The sequence below is a fragment of the Flavonifractor plautii ATCC 29863 genome (genome assembly GCF_000239295.1).
In the GTDB taxonomy this organism is placed as follows: domain Bacteria; phylum Bacillota; class Clostridia; order Oscillospirales; family Oscillospiraceae; genus Flavonifractor; species Flavonifractor plautii.
This window is the reverse complement of sequence record NZ_JH417714.1, coordinates 1-13,293: the sequence shown is the minus strand read 5'-3', so window position 1 is coordinate 13,293 and position 13,293 is coordinate 1. Positions and strand designations below refer to the sequence as shown.

Sequence of the window (13,293 nt, the reverse complement as noted above, 5' to 3'; positions counted from 1 at the left end):
GGGGGGGGGGGGGGGGGGGGGGGGGGGGGGGGTTTGCCCGCCCGCCTGTTTTGAGGAGGAGGAGTCACACATGCGCACTGTATATCTGGACAACGCGGCCACCTCTTACCCCAAGGCACCGGGGGTGGGGGCGGCCATGGCGGACTACATTGAGCGTGTGGGCTGCAACATCGGCCGGGGCGGCTACCAGCGGGCCTATGACGCGGCCGAGGGGGTGCTGGAGGTGCGGGAGCGGCTCTGTACCCTGGTGAACGGTCCCGGGCCGCGCAATGTGGCGTTCACCTCCGGGGCCACCCACGGGCTGAATCTGCTGCTCAAGGGACTGCTGCGGCCCGGCGACCGGGTCGTGACCTCCCCCATGGAGCACAACGCCGTTCTGCGCCCCCTCCGCCAGTTGGAGCGGGCGGGGGTGGAGGTGGAGTACCTGCCCTGCACGGAGCGGGGGGAGCTGGTGACGGAGAATCTGGCAGAGCGGCTGACGCCCGGCGTCCGGGCGGTGGTGCTCACCCACGCCTCCAACGTGTCGGGAACCATCTTCCCCATTGCCGAGGTGGGGCGGCTCTGCCGGGCGCGGGGCATCTTCTTCCTGGTGGACGCGGCCCAGACTCTGGGCGTCCTGCCGGTGGACATGGGGGCCATGGGCATCGACGGCCTGGCTTTTCCAGGCCACAAGGGCCTGCTGGGGCCCCAGGGCATCGGCGGCGTGGTGGTCAGCGATGCCCTGGCGTCGGAGCTGGAGCCCCTCCTCGCCGGCGGCACGGGCAGCCAATCCGAGTCGCTGGACATGCCCTCTTTCCTGCCCGACCGGCTGGAGGCGGGCACGCTGAATCTGCCGGGGATCTTCGGCCTGGGGGCTGCCCTGGACTACCTGGACCGGGAGGGGGAGGCCCTGCGGGCGCGGGAGCGGAAGCTGGCGGGCCACCTGTGGGCCCGGCTGATGGAGCTGGAGGAGGACGGCCTGCGGGTGCTGGGCTCTGACGACCCGGTAAACCGGGTGGGGGTGGTGTCTGTGGACTTTCTCTGCGCCGACAACGCCGAGATGACCTTCCGGCTGGAGCGGGAGTACGGCATCCAGACCCGCTGCGGCCTCCACTGCGCCCCGCTGGCCCACAAGACCCTGGGCACCTTTCCCCAGGGGGCGGTGCGCTTCTCCGTGGGGCCGTTTACCACCTTTGAGGAGCTGGACTACGTCCACGGCGCGGTGTACGACCTGCTGCTGGAGGTGGGCAACCAATAGTTGCGGCCATGAAACCCGGAAGCGGTGGCGGCCCAGGCCCGTCTCTGCTATTCTGAACGGCGAGGAGGAGTGCCCATGAATCTGGAGATTGCAAACCGCCTGCTGGCCCTGCGCCGGGAGCACGGCTATTCCCAGGAGGAGCTGGCGTACAAGCTGGGGGTCAGCCGCCAGGCGGTGTCCAAGTGGGAGAGGGCGGAGTCCTCTCCAGACACGGACAACCTGCTCGCCCTGGCCCGGCTCTACGGCGTGTCCCTGGACGCGCTGCTGCTCCACACCCCGGCGGGGGAGGCGGCCCAGGCCGCGCCGGAGCCGGAGGAGGCCCCGGCGGACGAGGACGCGGAGATTTTTGCCGCCGCCCGGGCTTGGGACGCCGCGGAGGAGGCGGAGCAGAAGGCCCGGAAGCGGGCGCGGGCCAAGTGGAAGGAGGGGCTGCTGTGGCTGCTCACCCTGGCGCTGATGGTGATTCTGCCCAACCTGACCTACTGGCTCGGCATCTCGGAGGTCTATGCCGTGGTGGTCACGGTGGCTTTTTTGATCACCGGCTTCCTGCTGGACAACTGGCACCCGGGCTGGATGCTGTTTCTCACCATTCCGCTCTACTATGTACTGATCTTCGGACGTTAAAAATGGAGTTCCCGCAGGGCGGGAACTCCATTTTTTGCACTTTACTGGTGGATAACCGTGCCGGTGCGGCCCGCCACGCCGTCCTTGGCCTTTTCCAGAAGGGTGATCAGGGCGGTGCGGCCGGGGGCGCTCTCGGCGAATTCCACGGCAGCCTGCACCTTGGGCAGCATGGAGCCGGGGGCGAAGTGGCCCCGTTCCATGTAGACCTTGGCCTCGGCGGGGGTCAGGCTGTCCAGCCAGGTCTGGTTGGGCTTGCCGAAGTTAATGGCCACCTTCTCCACGGCGGTGAGGATGATGAGGGTATCGGCGTTGACCTGCTGGGCCAGCACGCAGGAGGCGAAGTCCTTGTCGATGACCGCCGCCGCGCCCTTGAGGTGGTGGCCCTCGGTCTTGTAGACCGGGATGCCGCCGCCGCCGCAGGCCACCACCACCAGTCCGGCGTCCACCATGTCGCGGATGGACTCAATCTCGATGATGGACTGGGGCTTGGGAGAGGCCACCACACGGCGGTAGCCCCGGCCCGCGTCCTCAATGACGTTATAGCCCCGCTCAGCCACCATTTTGTCGGCCTCCTCCTTGGTCATGAAGGCGCCGATGGGCTTTGTGGGGTTCTGGAAGGCCGGGTCGTCCCGGTTTACTTCCACCTGGGTCAGCACGGTGGCCACGCCCTTGGAGATGCCGCGATCCAGCAGCTCCTCCCGCAGCGCATTCTGGAGATCATAGCCGATATACCCCTGGCTCATGGCCACGCAGACGGAGAGGGGGCAGGGGATGTACTTCTCCGGCTCCGAGCGGGTCAGCTCGGCCATGGCCTTCTGAATCATGCCCACCTGGGGGCCGTTGCCGTGGGCGATGATGACCTCGTGGCCCTCCTCGATCAGATCCACGATGGCCCTGGCGGTCTGCTTCACCGCGATCATCTGCTCCGGCAGATTGTTGCCCAGGGCATTTCCGCCCAGGGCGATGACAACACGTTTACCCATGAATAGCACCTCATTCAAAATAAGAAAAGTCGAAAGGAGATGGGGCGGAAATGCCTACGCGCCGGGAGGCGCGTACAAGCGTTTTGCCCGGAGGGCAAAACCTTGGCGCAGGCGGAATTCAGTTCCGCCGAGCAGATAGGGGCGCACTGTGTGCGCCCCCAGTCTGTTCCGCGGGCCGCCGGGCCGATGAGGGCATCGGCCCCTACGGAATACGGAGGGGCGGGCGGCCGCAAGGGGCATCCCTGCCTGTGTGCCCGCGCCGAAAAAGACAGGGCCCGCCCGCAGAATACCGGAGTACCTGTATTTGCGGGCGGGCCGGAGCGCCTGGGCGGGGGAAATTTGCAGATTTTACTTCTGGAACCAGCGGGCCAGGCCGCGCTCCTCCAAGGCCTTCAGGGTGGCCTGGGGATCCTTCACCTTGGCCAGGAAGATCATGGCGGCGATGATGTAGGGCTTGAAGGAGGCCTCCTTGTAGAGAGGATCGCGGTAGCGGTCAAACACGCTGGCCTCCACCTCGCCGTCCACGCAGGAGACGTCGTTGATGTCGGCGGGCAGGCAGTGCAGGTACAGGGCCTTGCCGTCGCGGGTGGTCTTCATCAGCTCCTCGGTGCAGCACCAGTCCTTGTGTGTGGCGTTCTGGGCCAGCAGCTCCTTCTCCAGAGCCTTGATACCCTCGCTGTCGCCCTCGGCGTACAGGTTGGTGCGCTTCTCCATGGCGGCGAAGGGCGCCCAGCTCTTGGGATACACGATGTCGGCGTCCTGGAAGGCCTCCGCCATGGAGTGGGTCTTGGTGAAGGTGCCGCCGGACTTCTGGGCGTTGGTCTTGGCGACCTCCTCCACCTCGGGCATGACCTCGTAGCCCTCGGGGTGGGCCAGCACCACGTCCATGCCGAAGCGGCTCATCAGGCCGATGACGCCCTGGGGCACGGAGAGGGGCTTGCCGTAGCTGGGGGAGTAGGCCCAGGTCATGGCGATCTTCTTGCCCTTCAGGTTCTCCACGCCGCCGAAGTGGTGGATGATGTGCAGCATGTCGGCCATGGCCTGGGTGGGGTGGTCGATGTCGCACTGGAGGTTGACCAGGGTGGGCTTCTGCTCCAGCACGCCGTCCTTGTGGCCCTGGGTCACGGCGTCCATGAACTCGTGCATGTAGGCGTTGCCCTTGCCGATGTACATGTCGTCGCGGATGCCGATGACGTCGGCCATGAAGGACACCATGTTGGCGGTCTCGCGGACGGTCTCGCCGTGGGCGATCTGGCTCTTGCCCTCGTCCAGATCCTGCACCTCCAGGCCCAGCAGGTTGCAGGCGGAGGCGAAGGAGAAGCGGGTGCGGGTGGAGTTGTCGCGGAACAGGGAGATACCCAGACCGGACTCGAAGATCTTGGTGGAGATGTTGTTCTCCCGCATGTAGCGCAGGGCGTCGGCGATGGTGAAGACGGCCTCGAGCTCGTCGTCGGTCTTTTCCCAGGTCAGGAAGAAGTCGCCTTCGTACATCTCCTTGAAGTTGAGCTTGTTGAGCTTGTCAATATAGTTCTGAAGGTTTTCCATAGCGGCAATCTCCTTTTCTTTTTTGTTGTGGGGCGGGGACAAGCCCCGCCCCTACGGGCGCGCTTCTTACTGAATGTTATTATTGGTCTTGCCCGCGCGGAACTGGGACACGTCGGCGGTCTTGTTCTCCTCCTTGTAGCAGCCGGGCACGGCGGCGTACAGGGCGGCGCAGGTGACCAGATCCATCTTCCAGGTGATCTCGTTGGGGGCGTGAGCCTGGCTCTCGGCGCCGGGGCCGAAGCCCACGCAGGGGATGCCGTAGCGGCCCTGGATGGCTACGCCGTTGGTGGAGAAGGTCCACTTGTCGGTGAGGGGGCGGCCGTCCCGCAGGTGCATGGCGTCCCGCTTGGCCTCGGCGTCGGCGTGGCCGATGCGCTTGTCGCCCCAGAGGGCGTGGTGGGCGTCCACCAGGGCCTGGACGTGGGCGGCGTTTTCCTTGTTGATCCAGGTGGGGAAGTAGCACTCGGTCTCGTACACCTCGCCGGTCCAGGAGGGCCGGTCATACATATACATGGACACCTGTACGTCGTCGCCGTACTTCTTCACGCTGGGCAGGTCGCGGATCTCCTGGAGGCAGGAGTCCCAGGTCTCGCCGGCGGTCATGCGGCGGTCGATGGAGATGGAGCAGGAGTCGGCCACGGCGCAGCGGCTGGGGGAGGTGTAGAAGATCTGGGAGGTGGTGCAGGTGCCCCGGCCCAGGAAGCGGGCGTCCTCAAAGTGCTCGGGGTTGTACTTGGGGTCCAGCATCTTCACCAGTCCCTTGATCTCCACGGTCTCGTCGGCGGGGTTCTCGTTGAGGGCGCGCACGTCCTGGAGGATGTCGGCCATCTTGTAGATGGCGTTGTCGCCCCGCTCCGGAGCGGAGCCGTGGCAGGAGACGCCCTTCACGTCCACGCGGATCTCCATGCGGCCCCGGTGGCCCCGGTAGATGCCGCCGTCGGTGGGCTCGGTGGACACCACGAACTCCACCTGCTCCTTGCGGATGCCCTTGGCGGGGAAGAACTTGTTGACGATGTACTGCCAGCACATGCCGTCGCAGTCCTCCTCCTGCACGGAGCCCACCACCATGATCTTGTAGCCGGCGGGAATGAGGCCCAGATCCTTCATGATCTTGGCGCCGTAGGTGGCGGCGGCCATGCCGCCCTCCTGGTCGGAGCCGCCGCGGCCGAAGATCACCGCGTCGTCCTCGTAGCCCTGGTAGGGATCGGCCTCCCAGTTGTTGATGTTACCGATGCCAACGGTGTCGATGTGGGAGTCGAAGGCAATGATCTTGTCGCCCTCGCCCATCCAGCCGATGACGTTGCCCAGGCCGTCCACCTCCACCGCGTCGTAGCCCAGCTTCTCCATCTCGGCCTTGATGCAGGCCACCACTTCCTTCTCCTCGCAGCTCTCGCTGGGGTGGGAGATCATCGCCCGCAGGAAGCGGGCCATATCGGCCTTGTAGCCCTCGGCTGCCTTCTTGATCTGCTCGTAATCCATGTTCGTTTCCCTCCATCATTGATCCACAGGTGGTTGTATTTTCTTAAAAGCCTTACAGAGTGCGCGCCGCAGGCGTGCAGTTTGTTCGTTCCGGGGACATGTGCCCCGGAACGAACTCCGCTCAGCCAGCAAGTGTGGGTGCTGAGCGCTTTCAGCGGTCAGCACCTGCGCGCGGCGGGCTGTATCTCATCCCAGAAGCGGCTTTGCCGCTTTTGGGATGAATTAAGCGGTGGGATATTCACCGTCCCACAGCACCTTGCGGAACTTCATGGGGTCGGTGTTGCCCTCGGTGGAGAACATGAGCACCTGGCTGAAGCGGTCCAGGCCGATGGCCTCCCGGAGCTCCTTGTATTCATCGGTCTCCATGATGGCGGCGATGAGGCCCATGCCCACCGCGCCGGACTCGCCGGAGATCACCACCGGATCGCCCTTGACGGGGACGCCCAGCATCCGCATGCCCCGGGCGCTCACCCAGTCGGGGCAGGAGACAAAGGCGGTGGCGTGGTTGCGCAGGATATCCCAGGAGATGGTGTTGGGCTCGCCGCAGGCCAGGCCGGCCATGATGGTCTGGAGGTCGCCGTCCACGATGCGGGGGGCGCCGTCGCCGGCCAGGGCGCCCCGGTAGAGGCAGTCGGCCGCCTGGGCCTCCATGACGATGAACTTGGGCGGGTCGTTGGGGAACAGGTTGGTGAAGTAGCCCACCACCGCGCCGGCCAGGGAGCCCACGCCCGCCTGGACGAACACGTGGGAGGGACGGTTGACGCCGATCTGGCGGAGCTGCTCGGCGGCCTCGCTGGCCATGGTGCCGTAGCCCTGCATGATCCAGGAGGGGATCTCCTCATAGCCCTCCCAGGCGGTGTCCTGGACGATCACGCCGTGCTCGGTCTGGGCGGCCTCCGCGGCGGCCATGCGGACGCAGTCGTCGTAGTTGACCTCCTCGATGGTGACGGCGGCGCCCTCCTTGGCAATGTTGTCGTAACGGGGCTTGGAGCTGCCCTTGGGCATATGTACCACGGCCTTCTGCCCCAGCTTGTTGGCCGCCCACGCCACGCCGCGGCCGTGGTTGCCGTCGGTGGCGGTGAAGAAGGTGGCCTGGCCGAACTCCTTGCGGAAGGCCTCGCTGGTCAGGTAGTCGTAGGTCATCTCGGAGACGTCCCGGCCCATCTCCTTGGCGATGTACTTGGCCATGGCGAAGGAGCCGCCCAGCACCTTGAAGGCGTTCAGGCCGAAGCGGAAGGACTCGTTTTTGACGCACAGGCCGGCCAGCCCCAGGTATTGGGCCATGCCGTCCAGCCGGTCCAGGGGGGTGACGGAGTACTGGGGGAAGGTGCTGTGGAAAAAGCGGGCCTTGGCCACGTTGGAGAGCGACATGATGGGCAGCTGCCGGTCGTCGCTCTTGGGCATGGTGTTGAGGACCCATTTGATCTGGTCTTTCATTGGGACGGTCGCCTCCAAATTATTTTGAAGTTGCACTCACTTTTTGTTTTACGAGACCATCATACCACGTCCCGTTCAGATGTCAAGAGGATATTCTAAAAAAAATGGTGTAATACTAAAAAATTTTTAGCATCCATAAAAATGCGCCTGAAACATAAGGGAAAAACAGGAAAGCGGGACCCCGGACGGACGGCCGCCGGGACCCCGCGGAAGGTCAGGGGGCGGCCTTCTTGGCTGGCTTTTTGTAGAAGGTGTCCTGCATGGGCAGGCTGGTGCGCAGGATGTGGTCACGGGCGTAGTAGGCCCCCTGGACCGCCGGAGCGGTGGGGATGGTGGCGATCTCGCCGATGCCCTTGGCCCCGTAGGCGAAGGGGAGCAGCTCCTCCTTCTCCACATAGATGGCGTGGATGTCGGGGATCTGGTCGGCCCGCATCAGCCCCAGGGTGCCGAATTTGGCCTGGGGCACGCAGTCCTTCAGGGGGAAGTCCTCGGTGAGGGCGTAGCCCAGGCCCATGAGCACGCCCCCCTCGATCTGACCCTGAATGGAGGTGGGGTTGACCACCTTGCCCGAATCGTGGGCGGCATAGACCTCCTTCACCCGGCCCTCGCCGTCCAGAATCACCACATGGGTGGCGAAGCCGTAGGCCACATGGCTCTTGGGATTGGGCTTGTCGGCCCCCAGCTTGTCGGTGGGGTCGAAGAACTCGGCGCTGTACTCCAGCCCCTCCAGGGCGGACAAGTCCCCGCCCGCCCCGTCCAGATCGGCCCTGAGCTCGGCGGCGGCCATGCGCACCGCCTCGCCTGTGATCAGGGTCTGGCGGGAACCGGAGGTGGTGCCTGAGTCGGGGGCCACCTCCGAGTTGGCCCCCATGTTGCGGAGCTTTTCCAGGGGCAGTCCGGTGGCCTCGGCCAGCATCTGGAGGAACACGGTGGCGCAGCCCTGGCCGATGTCGGAGGCGGCGGAGTACAGCTCCACCACCCCATTGCGCACCGCCAGCCTGCACCGGCCCTTGTCGGGCAGGCCCACGCCCACGCCGGAGTTCTTCATGGCGCAGGCGATGCCGGCGTGAGCCGCGTTTTGCTCATAGACGTCCTTTACCGCCAGCAGGGTCTCCTTGAGGGCGGTGGAGCAGTCGGCGATCTGGCCGTTGGGGAGGGCCTTCCCCGGCTCGATGGCGTTGCGGAAGCGGATCTCCCAGGGGGAGATGCCCACTTTTACCGCCAGCAGGTTGATGTTGGACTCCAGGGCGAACTCGCTCTGGCACACGCCGAAGCCCCGGAAGGCCCCGGCGGGGGGGTTATTGGTGTACCAGCCGAAGCCGCGGATGTCGGTGTTCTGGTAGCAGTAGGGGCCCACCGAGTGGGTGCAGGCCCGCTCCAGCACCGGCCCGCACAGGGAGGCGTAGGCCCCGGTGTCGAAGTGGATCTCGCAGTCCAGGCCGGTGAAGATGCCGTTCTCGTCGCAGCCCAGGGTGAAGGTGCCCTCCATATAGTGGCGCTTTGGGTGGAAGGCGATGGACTCCTGCCGGGAGAGCTTCGCCTTCACCGGGCGGCCCACCTTGAGGGCGGCCAGCACCGCCAGGTGCTGCACCGACACGTCCTCCTTGCCGCCGAAGCCGCCCCCCACCAGCTTGTTCTCCACCACGATGCGCTCGGGCTCCCACCCCAGCATGATGGAGATCTCCTTGCGGGTGTCGTACACCCCCTGGTCGGAGGTATAGACCTTTACCCCGTCCTTGTAGGGGAAGGCCACGGCGCACTCCGGCTCCAGGAAGGCGTGCTCGGTGAATGGGGTGCGGTAGGACTGGGTGACCACATACTTGGACTGGGCCAGGGCGGCCCTGGCGTCGCCCCGGGTGACGTGGCGCTGCTGGCACAGGTTGCCGTTGGGGTGGAGGCTGGGGGCGTCCGCCGCCCTGGCCTCCTGGATGGTGCGTACCGGCTCCAGGGGCTCATAGTCCACCTTCACCAGCTCCTTGGCCTGCTTGAGCACGGCCTCGCTCTCCGCCACCACCAGGCAGATGGCGTCCCCCACGCAGCGGGTGATGTCCCCCTTGGCGATCATCACGTCCCAGTCCTGCTGGAGATGGCCCACCTTGTTGTGGGGCACGTCGTCGGCGGTGAGGACGGCCAGCACCCCGGGCAGGGCCAGGGCGGCGGAGGCGTCGATGTCCAGCACCCTGGCCCGGGGGTACTGGGAGCGGACGGCGGAGGCGTGCGCCATGCCGTCCAGGTACAGGTCGTCGCAGTACGCCCCGGTGCCCAGCACCTTGGCCCGCACGTCGGTGCGGAAGGCCCGCGCCCCCACGCCGTAGGCGTCCCCGTGCTCCAGGGCGGGGTCGACGGCCCGCTCCCCGCGGAGGATGGCCCCGGCCAGGGCGATGCCCTCGATGATTTTCTTGTAGCCGGTGCAGCGGCACACGTTGCCCCGGATGGCCTTTTTGATCTCCGCCTCGGTGGGGTTGGGGTTCTGATCCAGCAGGGCCTTGCCCGCGATTACCATGCCGGGGATACAGAAGCCGCACTGGACCGCGCCCACCGCGCCGAAGGCGTAGACGAAGGCCTCCCGCTCGGCCTCCGAGAGACCCTCCACCGTCACGATCTCCTTGCCTGCGGCCCGCTTGGTGGACAGGACGCAGGCCTTGACGGCCTTGCCGTCCACCAGGATGGTGCAGGTGCCGCAGGCGCCCTCGCTGCACCCGTCCTTCACCGAGGTCAGGCGCAGCTCGTCCCGCAGGTAGCGCAGCAGAGGCTTCTCCTCCTCCGTGGAGCAGGGGACGCCGTTGACCACAAAGGAATAACACTCACTCATGGCAGGTTCCTCATTTCCTGATTCAGATTCCATGGGCGTGCGGAAAGCCCCAGCGAAAGGCTGAGGCTCACCGCCGCCGGATTATCCCAGCAGATAGGCGTAGTTCTCGTACACCGCGCAGATCAGGCGGCGCAGGGGGTCGTACAGACCGCAGGCGGCGTCGGACACGTCGTAGTCGGCCACCTGGCCGCCCAGGCGCACCCGGGTTCTGCCGTCCTCCAGGCGGAGGAAGCCCTCGTTCCGGCTGTTCTCAAAGTCGTCCGCGCGCCAGAACAGGGTGAACTTGTCCTGGTAGGGGCGGCTGTCATAGGGGCAGAAGGTGGCGCAGTTGCCGCACTCGTTGCACATGCCGTCCACGTGGATGATCTGGCGCTGGCGCATGCCGGGCACCCACACTGCCACATTGGCCCGGTTGGGGCACACCTCGGTGCAGGTCTCGCACACGGTGGCGCAGCCCAGGCAGCGGATGTCCCCGCAGGAGGCGCAGTCGGTGCACACGTCGCCCCGCTTGGCCAGGGGCTTCTGATAGTCGGGGTTCACGTTCTGCTCCACCCAGGTGTCCGCGTCGAAGGGGTGGATGGCCTGGGCCGCCTTGGCGGCGCCGGCGATGGCCTCCACCACGGTGCCGGGGCCCTTCTGGCCGTCGCCCACCACAAAGACGTGCTTGACGGAGGACTCCAGGGTATCCGGGTTGACCACGGCGCGGCCCCGTTGATCCACAGAAAGGCCGTTGGCGGTGTAAAGCTCCGTGTCCACCTTCTCGCCCACGGCGGTGATCACCGTGTCGGCGGGCACCTCCGCCGTCCGGCCGGTGTCCACGGGGGAGCGGCGGCCGGTGGCGTCGGGGGCGCCCAGCTCCATCACCCTGCAGGTGAGCACGCCGTCCCGGACGCCCACGGGGGCGAGCAGCTCCCGGAACTCCACGCCGTCGGCCAGGGCCAGCTCCAGCTCCTCCTGGTCGGCGGGCATATAGCGGCGGGTTCTGCGGTACACCAGGGAGACGGTCTCCACGCCGGGGAGGCGCTTGGCGGCCCGGGCGGCGTCCATGGCGGTGTTGCCGCCGCCGATGACCACCACATGCCGGCCCAGGTTCAGGGTATCGGGGGCCTTCTTGGCGGCCTCCAGGAACTCGATGACGTTGCGCTCCTCGCCGTACTCCAGCCCGGCGCTGCCCTTCTGCCACGCGCCGGTGGCCAGGATCACATGGGTGAAGCCCTGGGCGAAGAGCTCCTGTACGTTCTTCACCTCGGTGTTGAGCTCCGCCTTTACCCCCATGGCCTCCATGAGGCGCACGTCGTTGTCGATGGCCTCGCCGGGGATGCGGAACGCGGGGATGACATGGCGCACGATGCCGCCCAGGGCGTCCCGGCGCTCGAAGACGGTGACGTCCACGCCGGAGCGGCCCAGGAAGTAGGCGGCGGACATGCCGCCGGGGCCGCCGCCCACCACGGCCACCCTCCGGCCCGCGGCGGGGGCGGCGGGGCGCAGCTTGGGCAGCAGGGCCTCAAACCCGCCCTCGGCGGCCTTTAGCTTCTGGGCGCGGATGTAGACGCTCTCGTCGTAGGCGTTGCGCATACACTTGTCCTGGCAGCGGTGGGAGCAGATGGTGCCGGTGATGAAGGGCAGGGCGTTGCGCTGGGTGATGATGCGCAGCGCCTCCTCGTACTTGACCTCGCCTACCTTCATCAGATAGGCGGGGATGTCCTGCTCGATGGGGCAGCCGGAGCGGCAGGGGGCGGAGAAGCAGTCGATGAGGGGCACCTTTTTGTCCAGCTTGCGGCTGGGGATGGGCTTCATGGGCTTTTGATAGTGGCCGTCGGCGGGGATACCCTCCGCCAGAGCGGCCGCCCCGGCCGCGTCCACCCCCTCCCAGGGCTCATAGGAGATGTCCGCCAGGGCCCGGCCGATCTGGCTGAACCGCTGGTAGCCGCCGGGCTTGAGGACGGTGGTGGCCATGGTGATGGGCCAGATGCCCGTGTCAAAGAGGGCCCGCACCGAGTGAATGTCCGCGCCGCCGGAATAGGAGATGCGCAGCTTGCCCTTGAACTCCCTGGCCAGACGGGCCGCCAGGGACAGGGACAGGGGATAGAGGGAGCGGCCGGACATGTACATCTCCTGGCTGGGCAGCTCGCCGGCGGCCACGTCCACGGGGAAGGTGTTGGTGATCTTCACGCCGAACTCCAGGCCCCGCTCGCCGGTGCGCTGCATCAGCCGGTGGAACATGGGAACCGCGTCCTCCCACTGGAGATCCTCGCGGAAGTGGTGGTCGTCGAACTGGATGTAGTCGTAGCCCAGGCCGTCCAGGGTCTTGCGGGCGAACTCATAGCCCAGCAGGGTGGGGTTGCACTTGACGTAGGTGTTCAGGTTCTTTTCGGTGATGAGATAGGTGGCGATGCGCTCGATCTCGTCGGGGGGGCAGCCGTGGAGGGTGGACTCGGTGATGGAGTTGGACACGTGGGGGGTAATGCCACGGACATAGGCCTCGTCCACCTTCTCAAACCGGTCCAGATTGGCCAGAGTCCAGTCCATGCACTCCCGCCACACCTCGGTGCCGGAGGCGTCCTTCATCCCCTCGATGTAGGCATCCACCTTGGGGCTCTGGATGCCCTTGAGATCGTAGCCCACGCTCATGTTGAACACAAAGCCGTCGGGATCGCCCAGCTCCAGCTCCTTCGCCAGCAGCTTGCAGGCGAACCACGCCTTGACGTATTCGGCGAAGGCCTGGGGGACGTAGAGCTCGGTGGACCACTCGCAGTTGTAGCACTCATCCGCGGCGGTGATGCAGGGTTTGCTGACGCACTTGGACAGCTCCTCGCCGTCCATCACCTGCACGGTCTTGACCTCAAAGAAGCGGCTGCCCGCGGCGTAGGCCGCGATGATGTTCTGGGCCAGCTGGGTGTGGGGGCCGGCGGCGGGGCCGTAGGGGGACTCGATCTTCTCCTCAAAGATGGGCAGGGCCTTCCCGCCGGCGTGGCGCACCAGCTTGGATACGCCGAACACGGAGCCCTGGGCGCGGTACTCGCTCAAAATCCAGTTCATCAGGTGGGCAAAGGGCATGGGTCTCATAATATCGCTCATAACGGATGGCCTCCCAAATATGATTCAGATGTGTTCAGACTGGCGGGCGGCCACAAGGGCCGCCCCTACGTCCGGCGCTTACGGTAGGGGCGGCCCTT

General features: G+C 66.3%; 8 protein-coding genes. 2 read left to right on the top strand and 6 right to left on the bottom strand.

Annotation, left to right across the window (positions count from 1 at the left end; genetic code table 11):
* The first annotated feature begins 70 nt into the window (after positions 1-70).
* Together HMPREF0372_RS06685 and HMPREF0372_RS06680 are read left to right on the top strand one after the other, a co-directional pair.
* Entirely contained in the window at positions 71-1,237 is a 1,167-nt protein-coding gene (locus tag HMPREF0372_RS06685; RefSeq protein WP_039996822.1) for an aminotransferase class V-fold PLP-dependent enzyme, read from the top strand.
* 75 nt (positions 1,238-1,312) lie between these two features.
* On the top strand, positions 1,313-1,861 hold the full coding sequence (locus HMPREF0372_RS06680; protein ID WP_007490060.1) for a helix-turn-helix transcriptional regulator: 549 nt from the start codon (positions 1,313-1,315) through the stop codon (positions 1,859-1,861).
* A gap of 41 nt (positions 1,862-1,902) precedes the next feature.
* Here the strand turns inward: HMPREF0372_RS06680 and arcC are convergent, their stop codons facing one another.
* The 6 genes from arcC to ygfK all read right to left on the bottom strand — a co-directional run bounded on the left by arcC (position 1,903) and on the right by ygfK (position 13,195).
* A complete protein-coding gene (gene arcC, locus HMPREF0372_RS06675; RefSeq protein ID WP_007490059.1) occupies positions 1,903-2,844 on the bottom strand; it encodes a carbamate kinase in 942 nt (313 codons plus the stop codon).
* Between the two features lie 348 nt (positions 2,845-3,192).
* Entirely contained in the window at positions 3,193-4,389 is a 1,197-nt protein-coding gene (gene ygeW / locus HMPREF0372_RS06670) for a knotted carbamoyltransferase YgeW (protein WP_007490058.1), read from the bottom strand.
* Between the two features lie 66 nt (positions 4,390-4,455).
* On the bottom strand, positions 4,456-5,868 hold the full coding sequence (locus tag HMPREF0372_RS06665) for a YgeY family selenium metabolism-linked hydrolase (RefSeq protein ID WP_007490057.1): 1,413 nt from the start codon (positions 5,866-5,868) through the stop codon (positions 4,456-4,458).
* Positions 5,869-6,090: 222 nt separating this feature from the next.
* Positions 6,091-7,305, bottom strand: a complete 1,215-nt coding sequence (gene dpaL, locus HMPREF0372_RS06660; RefSeq protein WP_007490055.1) for a diaminopropionate ammonia-lyase — start codon at positions 7,303-7,305, stop codon at positions 6,091-6,093.
* A 214-nt stretch (positions 7,306-7,519) separates the two neighbouring features.
* Positions 7,520-10,117 (bottom strand): selenium-dependent xanthine dehydrogenase, encoded by a 2,598-nt coding sequence (gene xdh / locus HMPREF0372_RS06655; RefSeq protein ID WP_007490053.1) that lies wholly within the window; start codon positions 10,115-10,117, stop codon positions 7,520-7,522.
* A gap of 81 nt (positions 10,118-10,198) precedes the next feature.
* The gene (gene ygfK, locus HMPREF0372_RS06650) at positions 10,199-13,195 is read right to left on the bottom strand and encodes a putative selenate reductase subunit YgfK (RefSeq protein WP_007490051.1); all 2,997 of its coding nucleotides are present in this window, start codon (positions 13,193-13,195) and stop codon (positions 10,199-10,201) included.
* Positions 13,196-13,293 lie beyond the last annotated feature (98 nt).

Excerpts from the sequence above, each read along its gene's own strand:
- HMPREF0372_RS06685 (WP_039996822.1), top strand. The coding sequence starts at position 71 with ATGCGCACTGTATATCTGGACAACGCGGCCACCTCTTACCCCAAGGCA.
- HMPREF0372_RS06680 (WP_007490060.1), top strand. The coding sequence starts at position 1,313 with ATGAATCTGGAGATTGCAAACCGCCTGCTGGCCCTGCGCCGGGAGCAC.
- arcC (WP_007490059.1), bottom strand. The coding sequence starts at position 2,844 with ATGGGTAAACGTGTTGTCATCGCCCTGGGCGGAAATGCCCTGGGCAAC.
- ygeW (WP_007490058.1), bottom strand. The coding sequence starts at position 4,389 with ATGGAAAACCTTCAGAACTATATTGACAAGCTCAACAAGCTCAACTTC.
- HMPREF0372_RS06665 (WP_007490057.1), bottom strand. The coding sequence starts at position 5,868 with ATGGATTACGAGCAGATCAAGAAGGCAGCCGAGGGCTACAAGGCCGAT.
- dpaL (WP_007490055.1), bottom strand. The coding sequence starts at position 7,305 with ATGAAAGACCAGATCAAATGGGTCCTCAACACCATGCCCAAGAGCGAC.
- xdh (WP_007490053.1), bottom strand. The coding sequence starts at position 10,117 with ATGAGTGAGTGTTATTCCTTTGTGGTCAACGGCGTCCCCTGCTCCACG.
- ygfK (WP_007490051.1), bottom strand. The coding sequence starts at position 13,195 with ATGAGCGATATTATGAGACCCATGCCCTTTGCCCACCTGATGAACTGG.